General features: G+C 69.6%; 16 protein-coding genes and 1 tRNA gene. 16 read left to right on the plus strand and 1 reads right to left on the minus strand.

All coding sequences use genetic code 11. The annotated features are described in order from the left end of the window. Positions 1-33 precede the first annotated feature (33 nt). The 11 genes from IE325_RS11265 to IE325_RS11310 all read left to right on the plus strand — a co-directional run bounded on the left by IE325_RS11265 (position 34) and on the right by IE325_RS11310 (position 8,940). Positions 34-2,277 carry a cell division protein FtsK gene (locus IE325_RS11265; protein ID WP_190069645.1) on the plus strand — a complete coding sequence of 748 codons (2,244 nt, stop codon included), beginning with the start codon at positions 34-36 and terminating at the stop codon, positions 2,275-2,277. A gap of 141 nt (positions 2,278-2,418) precedes the next feature. Next, on the plus strand, positions 2,419-2,682 hold the full coding sequence (locus IE325_RS11270; protein WP_190069646.1) for a hypothetical protein: 264 nt from the start codon (positions 2,419-2,421) through the stop codon (positions 2,680-2,682). A 3-nt stretch (positions 2,683-2,685) separates the two neighbouring features. After that, positions 2,686-2,874, plus strand: coding sequence for a hypothetical protein (locus IE325_RS11275; RefSeq protein WP_190069647.1), 189 nt, complete (start codon positions 2,686-2,688; stop codon positions 2,872-2,874). 11 nt (positions 2,875-2,885) lie between these two features. After that, positions 2,886-3,491, plus strand: a complete 606-nt coding sequence (locus IE325_RS11280; protein ID WP_190069648.1) for a hypothetical protein — start codon at positions 2,886-2,888, stop codon at positions 3,489-3,491. A 3-nt stretch (positions 3,492-3,494) separates the two neighbouring features. Then, positions 3,495-3,947, plus strand: coding sequence for a hypothetical protein (locus tag IE325_RS11285; protein WP_190069649.1), 453 nt, complete (start codon positions 3,495-3,497; stop codon positions 3,945-3,947). Positions 3,948-4,037: 90 nt separating this feature from the next. Continuing rightward, a complete protein-coding gene (locus tag IE325_RS11290; RefSeq protein WP_190069650.1) occupies positions 4,038-4,937 on the plus strand; it encodes a bifunctional DNA primase/polymerase in 900 nt (299 codons plus the stop codon). Next, positions 4,934-6,091, plus strand: coding sequence for an AAA family ATPase (locus tag IE325_RS11295; protein WP_190069651.1), 1,158 nt, complete (start codon positions 4,934-4,936; stop codon positions 6,089-6,091). Before IE325_RS11290 ends, IE325_RS11295 begins: the two co-directional genes overlap by 4 nt. Next, positions 6,088-6,282, plus strand: a complete 195-nt coding sequence (locus IE325_RS46040; RefSeq protein WP_229911752.1) for a helix-turn-helix transcriptional regulator — start codon at positions 6,088-6,090, stop codon at positions 6,280-6,282. The genes IE325_RS11295 and IE325_RS46040 overlap by 4 nt, the downstream gene beginning before the upstream one ends. Continuing rightward, the gene (locus tag IE325_RS11300) at positions 6,279-7,733 is read left to right on the plus strand and encodes a tyrosine-type recombinase/integrase (RefSeq protein ID WP_190069652.1); all 1,455 of its coding nucleotides are present in this window, start codon (positions 6,279-6,281) and stop codon (positions 7,731-7,733) included. The genes IE325_RS46040 and IE325_RS11300 overlap by 4 nt, the downstream gene beginning before the upstream one ends. 146 nt (positions 7,734-7,879) lie before the next feature. Beyond that, positions 7,880-8,377, plus strand: a complete 498-nt coding sequence (locus tag IE325_RS11305) for a hypothetical protein (protein WP_190069653.1) — start codon at positions 7,880-7,882, stop codon at positions 8,375-8,377. Between the two features lie 38 nt (positions 8,378-8,415). Then, positions 8,416-8,940, plus strand: coding sequence for a hypothetical protein (locus tag IE325_RS11310; protein WP_190069654.1), 525 nt, complete (start codon positions 8,416-8,418; stop codon positions 8,938-8,940). A 160-nt stretch (positions 8,941-9,100) separates the two neighbouring features. On the opposite strand, the gene IE325_RS11315 is transcribed toward IE325_RS11310, so the two are convergent. Next, positions 9,101-9,172 (minus strand) — tRNA-Arg (locus tag IE325_RS11315). 60 nt (positions 9,173-9,232) lie between these two features. Between IE325_RS11315 and IE325_RS11320 the strand changes: the two genes are divergently transcribed. From IE325_RS11320 to thrC, 5 genes are all read left to right on the plus strand, one after another. Beyond that, positions 9,233-9,775: a response regulator gene (locus IE325_RS11320; RefSeq protein WP_190069655.1), complete on the plus strand. Its 543-nt coding sequence runs from the start codon at positions 9,233-9,235 to the stop codon at positions 9,773-9,775. A gap of 93 nt (positions 9,776-9,868) precedes the next feature. Then, positions 9,869-10,906: an ArgS-related anticodon-binding protein NrtL gene (gene nrtL, locus IE325_RS11325; protein WP_190069656.1), complete on the plus strand. Its 1,038-nt coding sequence runs from the start codon at positions 9,869-9,871 to the stop codon at positions 10,904-10,906. A gap of 10 nt (positions 10,907-10,916) precedes the next feature. Next, complete coding sequence (gene lysA, locus IE325_RS11330; RefSeq protein ID WP_190069657.1) at positions 10,917-12,308, plus strand: diaminopimelate decarboxylase; 1,392 nt, start codon at positions 10,917-10,919, stop codon at positions 12,306-12,308. A 147-nt stretch (positions 12,309-12,455) separates the two neighbouring features. Next, positions 12,456-13,748, plus strand: a complete 1,293-nt coding sequence (locus IE325_RS11335; RefSeq protein WP_190069658.1) for a homoserine dehydrogenase — start codon at positions 12,456-12,458, stop codon at positions 13,746-13,748. Positions 13,749-13,754: 6 nt separating this feature from the next. Beyond that, positions 13,755-14,813, plus strand: a complete 1,059-nt coding sequence (thrC, locus tag IE325_RS11340; RefSeq protein ID WP_190069659.1) for a threonine synthase — start codon at positions 13,755-13,757, stop codon at positions 14,811-14,813. Positions 14,814-14,824: the final 11 nt, after the last annotated feature.

A 14,824-nucleotide genomic window follows, 5' to 3' on the forward strand; every position in this document is an offset into this window, starting at 1 on the left:
CCCCGCCTTTCCTCCCCTTGGAAGGGACCCTCAGTGAAGCACCCCGACGACGACAACGAATTCTTCAACCGGCTGGAAGCCGAGATGGCCGCCGACTCCCGCCCCGACTCCGGGGGCGAAGTAGTCGACCTCGACAAGGCGCGGTCGGCCCGCGCGGAGTCGGCCGACCCGACCACCCGACCCGATGCCGACCGGTCGCCCGACTCCGGCACCCGCGAGTCGGGTGCCGAGTCGCCCGACCCGACCGCCCGCGTCATGGTCGACCAGTCCACCCCGACCGCGACCGGTCCGGGCTACCTCGGTCGGCTCGCCGCCGCCAAGCGGCGGGAGGTGGTCCCGCTGTGGCTGCGCTCGGTCGCGGAACTCAAGACCGCATCCGCGTGGGTGGCCCGCCACTACACGCACGTGGCCGGGTACCACGCCCTGCGCGCCCCGGTGTACGCCCTGCGCCTGGCCATGCAGGCCCCGGCCGGCCTCGCCCGGTTCATGGGCGGCACGATGCGGTGGATGGCCGACCGCGAGGGCGAACCGGTCCGACTCGCCGCCGTGCGCCGCGAGGATGCTGCCGAGTACCTGAAGCTGTCGCGGCAGCGCGACGGCCGTGTCCGACTGCGCACCCTGGTGGCCGTGCTGGGCATGTTCGTCGGGTTGGGTGCCGCGCTCGCCCTGTACGTGCTCGCCCCCGACTGGCTGCAAGCCGTCTCCGTGAGCGCCCTGGTGCTGGCGTTCGGGGCCGCCGGACGCAAGGCCGATGATCCGGTCATCCACCGCGCGGTGGACGTCCCCCAGGCAACCAAGCTCACCTCGGACATCGTCCTGCGCGCGCTCGGAGCCCTGGGCATTCCCGCGATCAACCAGGCGCAGGCCAAGGGGCGGGACGGGTTCGAGTTCACCGCCCCGATCACCCGCGACGGCCCCGGCTGGCGGGCGGAGGGCAACCTCCCCTACGGCGTGACCGTCACCGACGTGATCGAGAGGCGCGAACGCCTCGCATCGGGTCTGCGCAGGCCGCTCGGGTGCGTGTGGCCGGAGGCCGTCTCCGACGAACACACCGGCCGCCTGGTGCTGTGGGTGGGTGACCAGGACCTGAAGTCCGCACCCAAGCCCGCATGGCCGCTGCTGAAGTCCGGCACGGTCGACCTGTTCAAGGCCATCCCGTACGGCACGGACCAGCGCGGACGCTGGGTCGCGGTCACGCTCATGTTCATCGCCGGAGTGATCGGCGCCATCCCGCGCATGGGCAAGACCTTCCTCCTGCGGCTGCTGCTGCTCATCGCAGCCCTGGATCCGCGTGCTGAGCTGCACACCTACGACATGAAGGGCACCGGCGACCTCGATCCGGTCGGCGAGGCCGTCTCCCACCGGCACGGCGTCGGCGAGGAAGACGAGACGATCCAGTACGCGCTCAACGACTTCCGCGCCCTGCGCGAGGAACTCAGGCGCCGTACGAAGGTGATCCGCTCGCTTCCCCGGGACATCTGCCCCGAGTCCAAGGTGACCAGCGAACTCGCGGACAAGCGCTCGCTGGGTCTGCACCCGATCGTGATCGGGGTGGATGAGTGCCAGGTGCTCTTCGAGCACCCCGAGCACGGCAAGGAGTTCGAGGAGATCGCCACCGACCTGGTCAAGCGCGGTCCCGCCACCGGCATCGTGCTGCTGCTGGCCACCCAGCGCCCGGACGCCAAGTCGCTGCCCACCGGCATCAGCGCGAACGCCGGCGCCCGGTGGTGCCTGAAGGTCATGGGCCAGACCGAGAACGACATGGTGCTCGGCACGTCCGCGTACAAGCGCGGCGTGCGGGCGACCATGTTCGCCTGGGGTGACAAGGGCCTGCACTACTTCGTCGGCGAGGGCTCGGACGCCCGGATCGTCTCCGGGGCGTTCATCGACGCGCCCGGCGCCGTGGCCGTTGCCGCCCGCGCCCGGACCGTGCGTGAGCAGGCAGGACTGCTGTCCGGCTACGCGCTCGGGGAATCTCCCGAGGCCGTGACCGGTCCGTCCTACGACCTGCTCGCCGACGTCGCGGCCGTGGTGCCGGAGAAGGAAGAGCGAGTGTGGAACGAGCGGATCGCCGCCCGCCTTGCCGAACTGAGGCCGGATGTCTACGGCGGATGGAAGGGCGAGAACGTCACGTCTGCGCTCAAGCCGCACGGCATCAAGACGCGGGACGTCGCCGGCACGACGGACGACGGCACCCGCACCACCCGGCGCGGCATCGCCCGCGCCGACCTCCTCAAGGCGATTGCGGAGCGTAACGAAAAGCCGGGCGCGGCATAGGTCCGGCACGGTGCTACCGGTAGCACCCACACCTGCTACCGGTAGCACCCCCGCTAGCACCCCAAACCAGCCCCCACCTGTGATCTAGCGGATAGCACCCCACCTGCGGAAACCCCCGAGAACCTGCCCGGAGGGCACTCGATGACCCCCATTCTCCTCGCTATCGCCTGCCTGACGTTCGTCACTCTTGGTTACGGCGGGCTGTGTGCTGCCTCGCCGTTCGGCAACTGCCGCAAGTGCCACGGCATGGGCCACAAGCTCAAGGCCGACCGCAAGGGACGGCTCAAGCGCGGCAAGGACTGCCGCCGCTGCCACGCGACTGGCAAGCGCATACGCGTCGGCCGCTGGCTCTACAACCGCTTCGCCCGCATCTACCGCGCGGGCACGCCCACCCCGAAGGGATAACCCGTGGTCGTCACCGTCTCCCTGGTCGCCCTGTTCGGCCTGGTCCTGTTCTTCCTGCTGCGCTCCAACACCCTCGGCTACGGCTCCGCGTTCACCGCCGCCGGGTTCGGCTTCTTCCTCGCCTCCACCGGCGCCGCCGAACCCATCAACGAACTCGCCGTCGCCGTCATTGACGCCATCGGCCAACTGTGAGGAGTCCAGCCGTGAACGACCCCACCACCGCCCGGCACTGGCTCGCCGCCGCGATGCCCAAGGCCGCACCCGCCATCGCCACCACCACCGTGCTCGCCCTCGCCCGGATCTGGAACGCCAACGGCGCCGAACACTCAGTCGGCAACGCCGCACTCATGGCCGCGCTCTCCCTCGGGGCCGCCGCCGCTGGCGTGGTCGCGGGCAACGCCACCGGCGACTCCGTCCTTGTCGGGACCGCGTTCGCCGCCTCCGGCGCCCTCGCCTTCGCCGGGGTCGCCGGATACTCAGACGGACTCCCGCTGCCCCTGCTGCTGTGGTCCCTCGCCACCGCCGGCGCCTACGGGCTCGCCGCACGGTACTGGCGCACCGACCGCCGTGAAACCGTGGCGTACGAGCGGCAGACCAGCGAGCGGCGCGAGGAGTACGCCCACATCGAGCGCGTCGAAACCCTCCGCGCCACCACCGAAATCGAGGTGGCCCGAACCGGCGCCGCCTACGCCGAACAACTCGCCCAGGCACTCGTCACCCGCGCCGCGCTCCCCGGCTTCGACCCCACCGCTCTGGAACGCGCAGGACTGCCCGCGCTGCCCGCCGTCGACACCAGCAAGGAGCACTGAGCCATGTTCGAGATCCGTGTCATCTGCGACCCGGCCGACACCGACCGCGTCACCGACGCCCTGTTCCAGGTATTCACCGTCGGCCCCGTACGCCAGCGCCCCACACGCGACGGCAAGCGGCTGCGCCTGTACGCCACGGCCGATCACCACACCAACGCCAACTCATGGCCCACCCCGGGAGACGCCTACGCGCTCGCCCCGAGCATCGTGAGCGAGATCGGATGGACCGCCCGCACGGCGGCCGACAGGCCGTTCGGGGCCCGGCTGCCGCGTGACTTCTGGCTCCGCAAAGCGGCGTTGCTGGACCGCATCGCCCTGGAAGACGTAGGCGACGAGGCAGCCGAGGCGGCGGATCAGGCGGCGCACCGCCTGATGGACCTCGATGACATCCACGGCAGTTGCGAACCGCGCCACTACGTCCGTCAGCAATACGCCCACTGGATCAACAACCGGTAGCAACGCCGCGGCGGCGGGACTCCCCAGCAAGGTCGCCCGCCGCCGCGGTTCTCCCTGCCCATCCGTAGACAGAACAGGAGAACCCCCAGCATGCCGTACCCGGACGGCTCTGCCCAGCTCACCGCCGCGCTTGACGCAGCGTCGCGTGACTGGCGCGTCTTCCCCGTCATCCCCAGCCACAAGCGCCCGGCCGTCTCCGACTGGGAGACCCGCGCCACCACCGACAGGGAGCGCATCACCCGCGCGTGGTCCGTCGCCGCCTTCAACGTCGGCATCGCCACCGGCCCTTCCGGCCTGGTGGTCATCGACCTGGACAAGCCCAAGCACCCCGGGGACACCCCGCCGGCCGCTTGGGCCGAGCACGGCGTGACCAACGGCGCCGACGTGCTCGCAGTGCTCTGCGAGCGCCACGGCCAGCCCTTCCCCGCCGACACCTACACCGTGCGCACATGGAGCGGCGGTACCCACTTGTACTTCGCCGCCCCCGGGGGCGAGCCCTTGCGCAACACCGCGGGGGACAGCGCCCGCGGGCTGGGCTGGAAGGTCGACACCCGCGCGTGGGGCGGACTCGTGGTCGGCGCGGGCAGCACCTTCGCAGGACACCCGTACAAGGTCACCCGCAACGCCCCCGTGGCGCCCCTGCCGGGCTGGCTCGCTGAACTCCTGCGCCCGGCGCCGCTGCCCCCGCAGGCGCCCATCACGGTTGCCCTCACGGGCCAGGGGCGGCGCACAGCCTTCCTCCGCTCCGCCGTCAACGGGGAAGTTGAGCGGGTCACCAACTCCGGCCCGCACGAGCACAACAACACGCTCTACATCGCCGCGGTCGCCCTCGGACAGCTCGTTGCCGGAGGCGAGTTGAGCGAAGCCGATGTCACCGACTGGCTCCTCACGGCCGCGCTCCAAGTCGGCCAGGGCGAGCGCGAGGCAGAGCGCACCATTGCCTCCGGTCTCCGGGCCGGAGCACGGCGCCCCCGGACGGTAGCGGCATGAGCGCCAATCCCATCCCGCCCCTGCACCTGTACTCCGTGCCCAGCGACCCCGAGACGGTCCCCACGGCGCCGCCGAAACGGGAGCGCCCACGGACCGCTTGGACGGCCGATCAGCTCATGGCCGCCCACTTCCCCGAGCCGAAATGGGCCGTGCCCGGCATCCTCGCCGAGGGCGTCAGCGTGCTCGCCGGACCGCCAAAGGTCGGCAAGTCCTGGCTCTCCCTCGGGCTGGGCCTGTCGGTCGCGGCCGGAGCCAAGGCGTTCGACTCCGTGCCCGTTCAGGGGGGACCGGTGCTCTACCTCGCCCTGGAAGACACCCCGCGCCGTCTCCAGACCCGCATGGGCAAGCTCCTCGGAGGTCAGCCAGCCCCCGGCGGGCTGACCCTGGTCACCGAATGCCCGCCCTTCCCCCAGGGCGGGACCGAGGCCATTGCCCAGTGGCTGGAGCGCAACCCCGACGCGCGCATGGTCGTCATCGACGTGTTCGCCAAAATGCGTGGCCAGGCCCCGCAAGGGGTGTCGGCGTACGACGCGGACTATGTCGCCGTCGGCTACGCCAAGCGGCTCGCCGACCACTACAACGTGGCCGTCGTCCTGGTCCACCACGTGCGCAAGGCAGGCTCCGAGGACTTCCTGACCGAGGTCTCCGGCACCAACGGCATCGCCGGAGCCGCTGACGCCACGCTCGTACTGAAACGGGCCCGTGGGCAGGCGGACGGCATCCTGCACGTCACCGGCCGCGACGTGGACGAAGCCGAGTACGCCCTCAGCTTCCAACCCGCCTCCGGTGCCTGGCACCTGTTGGACGGACCGGTCTCCGACCACACCGTCAGCGACACCCGCGCGACGATCCTGCGCTACGTCCGCAACCACCCCGGCGCCAAACCCAAGGACATGGCGGGCGAGCTGCTGCAGGTCGACATCGACACGATCCGCCGCACCTGCAACCGCATGGCCGACGCCGGACAGCTCACCAAGGACCCCGGCGGCCGGTACTACCCGGACACCGAGACCCGGACACAGGGCGACCAAGAGGTGTCCGCACTGTCCGGCTGTCCCGTTACCCCATCTGACCAGCACGAACACCCCGGACAGTCGGAATTGGAGCTGTCCGGCCTGTCCGGTGCGGACGAAGCCGAGGTGGAGGCGGAATGAGCGCCCGTACGCAGGACGAAAAGATGACCGTCAAAGAGGTCATCACCGACCTGAAGGTCGCCCCATCGACCTTCGCCCGGTGGCGCCAACTCGGCAAAGGGCCCCGCGCAATCAAGCTCCCTAACGGCGACGTACGGATCCGGCGGTCGGAGTACGAACGTTGGCTTACAGAGCGGGAGGACGCTGCGTGAGCACGGATGACAACGCTCTCCGGCCGCACGGGGAGGCAAAGCCGGGGTACTCCCTCGATATCAGACTGTGGAAAGTCACGAAGGTCAATCGGAAAGCGCGTCCGTACCAACTGCGATGGGTCGTAGGCGGGAAGGTGAGTAGCGCGACGTTCGCCACCTCAGCACTCGCCGAAAACCGAAGCTCGGAATTGCGGCAGGCAATGCGCCGGGGCGAGGCTTTCGAGATTGCAAGTGGGCAGCCAGAGTCCGAAGTCCGCGCGGCAGCGGAAGCGGCGAAAACCTCAGAAGAAGAACCGCCGTTGCGGTGGTTCGAGTTCTGCCGCAAATACGTCGCCGGGCGGTGGCGTACGAGTGCAGCCAAGACCAGAGAGGGCATGGCGGATGGTCTTGCAGCCGTGACGCTCGCCATGGTCAAGCGCAGGGACGGCGTCCCTTCGGATGAGCAATTGCGGTTGGCCTTCCGGTGGGGGATTGTGCCTTCGAATGCGGGGGAGGATCCGCCGGCCGACCTCAAAGCCGCGTATGACTGGCTCACGACAACGGATCGTCCGGTGGGCGATGTGGCGGACGCTGAGGTGTTCGAGGACGTGCTTTACCGCCTCGGGTACAAGCTTGACGGCACCCCGGCGGCGGGCGACACGTACAGGCGTCGACGCCGGGCCCTGAACACCGCTCTCGAACACGCGGTGGTCGCGGGGGACCTCTCGGGGAACCCGCTTCAGCGGGCCCGCCGGAAGCACGTCGGCTCCAATGACGTGGTCGACCGGCGAGTCCTCGTGAACGCCCTGCAGGCCCGTCAGTTGCTCGCGGCAGTGTCCTACGTCGGATCGTGGGATCGGTGCCGTGGGAGGCGTCTGGTGGCCTTCTATGCGGTCCTGTATTACGCGGGCCTGCGTCCGGCTGAGGCGGTCGGACTGAGGCGGTCTGACTGCCATCTCCCGGACGCAGGATGGGGCACGCTGACGCTGCGGGAGACGCGTCCCGTGTCAGGGAAGCAGTGGACCGATTCCGGGGAACGTCACGACCGGCGCGGGCTCAAGGCGCGGGAGGCCAAGAGCGACCGACCGGTGCCCATCCCGCCCGTCCTGGTGGCCATCCTGCGGGCGCACCTGGACACGTTCGGCACGGCCAAGGAAGGGCGCGTGTTCGGCAACGAGCGCGGGGGAGTGGTCGGCTCCTCTACCTACTGGCGGGTGTGGGAGGAAGCACGGGAATACGCGCTGCCACCCGAGCGGGTCAACTCGCCGCTGGCCGGGCGCCCGTATGACCTGCGGCACGCATGCATCACACGGTGGTTGAACGCCGGGGTTCCGATCGCTGAGGTGGCCCGGCGGGTCGGCAACTCTCCCGAGGTGATCCACCGGCGCTATCACGGCTGCATCGACGGCCACGAGGAAGCCGCCAACGCGAAGATCACGAAGGCGCTGGAAGAGGAAGGCGACACAACCTAAGGATCTGTCCCGCAAGTACGGCTATCCCAAGATCGCTTACCGCCACCTCCTGAAGTACTCGGACGACTTCCCGGATAACTTCCCTGGCCAGTAGGGCCTGGCGAGAGCAGCCCCGTCCGGCTCCGCGTCCCGGCAGGATGATCGCCATGGGATCGGAGATATGGGCGGGGCTGTTCGGTCTCGCGGGAACCTTGATCGGTGCGGCCGTCTCCACGGGGGCAGTCGTGTGGCAGCAGCGCCGGACAGCCCGCGACGCCGAGCGCACATACCTGCTGGGCCTGGCCGAGGCGGCAGCTAACGAGTGCATCAGGCTGAGCTACGCGATCCACGCGCACTACAAGAAGGGCGTCGGAGATGAGCGAAGCCCAGATGGCCGGGAGTGGCACGCTGAGCTTCAGCGGATGAACCAAGCTTTGGAGGAGCAGGCGCTCAGGTTCCACGACAAGCAGATACGTGACCTCCTGGCCCGGATGCACGCTGAGATCCTTATCCGCGCCGAGTGGGTCGGAGACCCAGAGGGCTGGCCGCCGAGGTACATCCAGATCTGTGGAGACATCCGCCTGGTGATGGGGACGGTCCTTCGTCGCCAGCCCTTCCCCACGGGGGTCTGGGAGAACTATCCCGACCCGTCATGGCACCCGTGACATACCTGACCTGACCGAGCCGGCCGAGAGGATACGACGTGCAAGCAGAGGTGTCAGCGGGCCTGATTGGCCTCGCGGGTGCCGTGATCGGTGCTGGTGGCGCCCTGTTGGGCGGATGGCTTCAGCAACGGCACCAGGCGCAGACCGCGAAGGCCGAACGCCGAGAGGAGCGCCGGTACACAGCGGCTCAGGGAGCATTGGATATGCTCATACGTTTCCGCCACGCCACTGCAAGCCGCATCAATGACGAAGAGGGCGTGGACGCCTGGACCGAGGCGTTCGTCGAGTGGAGCGTGACCTTCGATGCTGCCCTCTACGTGGTGCCTGATGGCGATGAGATGCGCAAGCGGGTGTTCGGCATCATGGGCTTCGTCGGATACCACGACGAGCTAGGCCAGAACCACAGTGAGGCGTGCCTGTGGATCGACGCCCTGTGCCGGGAGGCCATCGGGGTGCTCTCCGCGTTCCTGAGGGAGGAACCGCTCCCGGAACCCTCGCAGTTCTTCCTTGATCAACGGGAGATGGTGAGGGCTCACCATCGCTCCCTTCAAGCACCGTCATGACGCCCGTCATCTGTGTCGGAGGTGTGTCGCGTGTATCGCAGATGGTGCGCAGGCGGTGAGAGACAACGAGAGAGAGCGGGAGTCAGTGAGACTGACTCCCGCTCTCTCAAGTCGGCATCCGCACAGGTCAGAGCTTGATTCTTGCTGTCTGACTGGCGAGTGCCCCCGGCAGGATTCGAACCTGCGCACACGGCTCCGGAGGCCGTTGCTCTATCCCCTGAGCTACGGGGGCGTGTCGGGCGCCTTGCTCGGCGGCGACGGGTAGAACCCTACCAGCTTCCCCGGGGTGTTCATGAACGGTTTCCGGGGTGCCGGCACCGGGTGCGACCTGGGGTGGCTCGCTCGCAGAGGGGTGGAAGTGGGGAAAACCCGGACGCGGTGGCCGGTCCGGACCTACTCTCGAGTTGTGCCAGGCGCGTCCGGCCGGGTCCTTGTCGTGGACGACAACAAGGTCATCCGGCAGCTGATCAGGGTCAATCTCGAGCTTGAGGGGCTCGAGGTGGTGACCGCGGCCGATGGTGCCGAGTGTCTGGATGTCGTCCATCAGGTGCGGCCCGATGTGATCACGCTGGATGTGGTCATGCCGAGGCTGGACGGGCTGCGGACCGCCGCGCGGCTGCGTGCGGACCCGCGGACGCGTGATCTTCCGCTCGCCATCATCAGCGCCTGCACCCAGTACGAGGTCGACACCGGCCTCGACGTCGGTGTCGACGCCTTCCTCGCCAAGCCCTTCGAGCCCGCCGAACTCGTCAGCGTCGTACGGCGGTTGATCGAGCGGGAGAGGGAGGGAGGCGTCCTGGGGGCCGGTGAGGCCGCCGGGAGGGCCGGGGGCTGACGTCCGCCCAGGGCCATGGCTCCCCGTCCATATCCCGGGACCCGGCCCAAACCCATTCGCATACCCACCCCCTTCCTCCCATACGCTTGTCCCGTGACCCCCGTCGAGCTCTCCCGTACCGTGCTGTGCGCGGTGCGTCGTGCTGTCGACGAGGGGGAGCTGCGGGTCGCCGTGCCGGAGCGGGCTGTCGTGACCGTGCCGGGGCCCGGTGGCTGTGGTGACTACGCCACCAACATCGCCCTCCAGCTCGCCCGCCCCGCCGGACAGCCCCCGCGGCATGTCGCCGAGATTCTCCAGGCCCGCCTCCGCGGCAGCGACGGCGTCGCCGATGTCGTCATCACCGGGCCCGGCTTCCTCAACATCCGCCTCGGCGGCACCGCCCCCGTCGCCCTCGTCGAGGAGGTCCTGCGGCGCGGCCAGCGGTATGGGTACGCACAAAGCCCGAACGCCGATCACCTCTCCCTGACCTGTCCGCGCGAAGTACGGGCCGTGGTCCTCACCGACGCCCTCGGCCGGATCCTGCGTTCACAGGGCACCGCCGTCCACACCCACTGCGAGGGCGAGATCCCCCCGGAGTGGGTCGACATCCTGGGCGTACAGCCCCCGGAGCGAGGGCAGCCCACCCCGCCCCACCACGCCGTGCGTCCGGTGCCCGCCCCCGCCGACCCCCTCCCCCTCGGCCGCGACGCCGCCCGCTGGGCCCTGCTCCACCCCGCCGGTCACGACCGGCCCCGTATCGGCGACGAGCACCTCGTCCAGCGTGAGAGCAACCCTCTCTTCCGCGTCCGCTACGCCCACGCCCGCACCCGGGCGCTCAGCCGTAACGCCGCCGACCTGGGATTCGACGCCGAGCCCGGAGACGCCGTACGGCACCCCGCGGTCACCCGTGTCCTGGCCGACCACCCCCGCGTCCTCGCCCAAGCGGCAGCGCACCGCGCGCCCGATCGTCTCGCCCGGCACCTCGTCACCGTCGCCGATGCCGTCCTGCCCCTGCTGCCCGCCGTCCTTCCTCGCGGTGCGGAGAAACCCTCGGCCGCCCACCGTGCCCGGCTCGCGCTCGCCGAAGCCGCCGGGACGGTGCTGGCCGGTGGCCTGTCCCTGCTCGGCATCGACGCACCCGATCACCTCTGAGAGAGCCGAAATGAGCCGTTCCGCACACCCCGCCGGGCCCCGTCACGCCGACGTCCTTCCCGAGGGCCACTACTCCGCCCCGCCCGCCGACCTCAACACCCTCGACGCGAAGGTGTGGTCCGAGACGGTCAGCCGTGATGCTGACGGTGTGGTCACCGCCGGGGGCCTCGATGTGAAGACGCTCGCCGAGCGGCACGGCACCCCCGCCTACATCCTCGACGAGGCCGACTTCCGCGCCCGGGCGCGCAGCTGGCGCGGTGCCTTCGGCTCCGACGCCGATGTCTTCTACGCCGGCAAGGCATTCCTCTCGCGGGCCATCGTGCGCTGGTTGCACGAGGAGGGGCTGAATCTGGATGTGTGCTCCGGGGGTGAGCTCGCCACCGCGATCTCCGCCGGGATGCCCGCCGACCGCATCGCCTTCCACGGCAACAACAAGTCGACGGAGGAGATCCGCAGGGCTGTCGAGGCCGGCGTCGGGCGTATCGTCCTCGACTCCTTCCAGGAGATCGTGCGGGTCGCGCACATCGCCCAGGAACTCGGCACTCGGCAGCGCGTCCAGATCCGTATCACCGTGGGCGTGGAAGCTCATACGCATGAGTTCATCGCCACCGCCCACGAGGATCAGAAGTTCGGGATTCCGCTTGCCGGTGGGCAGGCCGCCGAGGCCGTGCGGAGGGCGCTGCGGCTCGACGGGCTTGAGGTCATCGGGATCCACTCCCACATCGGGTCGCAGATCTTCGACATGTCCGGCTTCGAGGTCGCCGCGCATCGGGTCGTCGGGCTGCTGAAGGACATCCGTGACGAGCACGGGGTCGAGCTCCCCGAGATCGATCTGGGGGGTGGCCTCGGTATCGCTTACACCAGCGACGACGATCCCCGTGAGCCGCACGAGATCGCCAAGGCGCTCACCGAGATCGTCACCCGGGAGTGTGAGGCCGCCAAGCTGCGGACGCCTCGTATCTCCGTCGAGCCGGGGCGGGCCATCGTCGGGCCCACCGCCTTCACGCTCTACGAGGTCGGCACCATCAAGCCGCTCGATAACCTCCGCACCTATGTCTCCGTCGACGGCGGCATGTCGGACAACATCCGTACCGCGCTGTACGACGCCGAGTACAGCGTCGCCCTGGTGTCCCGGACCAGCGATGCCGCGCCCATGCTCGCGCGCGTCGTCGGCAAGCACTGCGAGAGCGGGGACATCGTCGTCAAGGACGCGTTCCTGCCGGCCGACCTGGCACCCGGTGACCTCATCGCCGTACCGGCCACCGGTGCCTACTGCCGGTCCATGGCCAGCAACTACAACCACGTGCTGCGGCCGCCCGTCGTCGCCGTGCACGACGGTGAGTCCCGGGTGATCGTCCGGCGGGAGACCGAAGAGGATCTGCTTCGGCTCGACGTCGGGTAACCCCAGCAGACCCCGGGGTGGAAGATCTCCTGTCTGCCACCCCGGTACAAATGAAATAGGTGTCTCACGATCCGGACCAGGGGCAGAAAGTCCCGTCCGGTGAGTGAGACTGGTGCAACCGTAGACGGTATGAGGAAACGAGGTCGGATGATGCGTACGCGTCCGCTGAAGGTGGCGCTGCTGGGCTGTGGGGTTGTCGGCTCAGAGGTGGCGCGCATCATGACGACGCACGCCGACGACCTCGCCGCCCGGATCGGCGCCCCCGTCGAGCTCGCGGGTGTGGCCGTACGGCGGCCCTCCAAGGTCCGTGAGGGCATCGACCCCGCGCTCATCACCACCGACGCGACCGCCCTCGTCAAACGCGGCGACATTGATGTCGTGGTCGAGGTCATCGGCGGCATCGAGCCCGCCCGCGGCCTCATCACCACCGCCTTCGAGCACGGCGCCTCCGTCGTCTCCGCCAACAAGGCGCTCCTCGCCCAGGACGGCGCCGCGCTCCACGCCGCGGCCGAGGCGAACGACAAGGACCTCTACTACGAGGCCGCCGTCGCCGGTGCCATCCCGCTGATCCGGCCGCTGCGCGAGTCCCTCGCCGGCGACAAGGTCAACCGGGTGCTCGGCATCGTCAATGGGACCACCAACTTCATCCTCGACAAGATGGACTCGACCGGCGCCGGCTACCAGGAGGCCCTCGACGAGGCCACCGCCCTCGGGTACGCCGAAGCCGACCCCACCGCCGATGTCGAAGGCTTCGACGCCGCCGCCAAGGCCGCCATCCTCGCCGGTATCGCCTTCCACACGCGCGTGCGTCTCGACGACGTCTACCGCGAGGGCATGACCGAGGTGACCGCGGCCGACTTCGCTTCCGCGAAGGAGATGGGCTGCACCATCAAACTGCTCGCCATCTGCGAGCGGGCCGAGGACGGCCAGTCGGTCACCGCGCGGGTGCATCCCGCCATGATTCCGCTGACCCACCCGCTCGCCTCCGTGCGCGGCGCCTACAACGCCGTCTTCGTGGAGTCGGACGCCTCCGGGCAGCTCATGTTCTACGGCCCCGGCGCGGGCGGTGCCCCGACCGCCTCGGCCGTGCTCGGCGACCTCGTCGCCGTCTGCCGCAACCGGCTCAGCGGGGCAACGGGGCCCGGCGAGTCGGCGTATGCCGCCCTGCCCGTCTCGCCGATGGGTGACGTCGTCACGCGCTATCACATCAGCCTCGACGTGGCGGACAAACCGGGTGTTCTCGCCCAGGTGGCGACCGTGTTCGCGGAGCACGGTGTGTCCATCGATACGGTTCGCCAGCAGGGCAAGGACGGCGAGGCCTCCCTCGTCGTCGTCACCCACCGTGCGTCGGACGCGGCCCTCGTCGGGACCGTCGAGGCGCTGCGCAAGCTCGACACCGTGCGGGGTGTCGCCAGCATCATGCGGGTTGAAGGAGAGTAACCAGCAATGACCCACCAGTGGCGCGGAATCATCGAGGAGTACCGGGACCGGCTGCCCGTCTCCGACACCACGCCGGTCGTGACGCTCCGCGAGGGCGGCACGCCCCTCGTGCCCGCGCAGGTGCTCTCCGAGCGCACGGGCTGCGAGGTCCACCTCAAGGTGGAGGGTGCGAACCCGACCGGGTCCTTCAAGGACCGCGGTATGACCATGGCCATCAGCAAGGCCAAGGAGGAGGGGGCGAAGGCTGTTATCTGCGCCTCCACGGGCAACACCTCCGCCTCTGCCGCCGCCTATGGCGTGCGCGCGGGCATGGTTTCGGCCGTTCTCGTCCCGCAGGGCAAGATCGCCCTCGGCAAGATGGGCCAGGCCCTCGTGCACGGCGCGAAGATCCTCCAGGTCGACGGCAACTTCGACGACTGCCTCACGCTCGCCCGCGACCTCAGCGACAACTACCCTGTGGCGCTGGTCAATTCGGTCAACCCGGTGCGTATCGAGGGGCAGAAGACGGCCGCCTTCGAGATCGTGGACATGCTCGGCGACGCCCCCGACATCCACGTCCTTCCGGTGGGCAACGCGGGCAACATCACCGCGTACTGGAAGGGGTACAAGGAGTACGCCGCCGACGGTGTCTCGACGCGGACCCCGCGCATGTGGGGCTTCCAGGCCTCCGGCTCCGCGCCCATCGTGCGCGGCGAGATCGTCAAGGACCCCTCGACCATCGCCACCGCCATCCGCATCGGCAACCCGGCGTCCTGGCAGTACGCGCTCGCCGCGCGCGACGAGTCGGGCGGGTTCATCGACGAGGTGACGGACCGTGAAATCCTGCGCGCCTACCGGCTGTTGGCCGCGCAGGAGGGTGTCTTCGTGGAGCCCGCGTCCGCCGCGTCGGTCGCCGGTCTGCTGAAGGCCGCCGAGCAGGGCAAGGTCGACCCGGGGCAGCGCATCGTGTGCACCGTCACCGGCAATGGCCTCAAGGACCCGGACTGGGCCGTCGCCGGCGCCCCGCAGCCGGTCACCGTGCCGGTGGACGCGGCGACCGCCGCCGAGCGCCTCGGACTGGCCTGACGACCGCTTGA

This window comes from Streptomyces lanatus, from assembly GCF_014655715.1.
Taxonomy (GTDB): Bacteria; Actinomycetota; Actinomycetes; order Streptomycetales; family Streptomycetaceae; genus Streptomyces; species Streptomyces lanatus.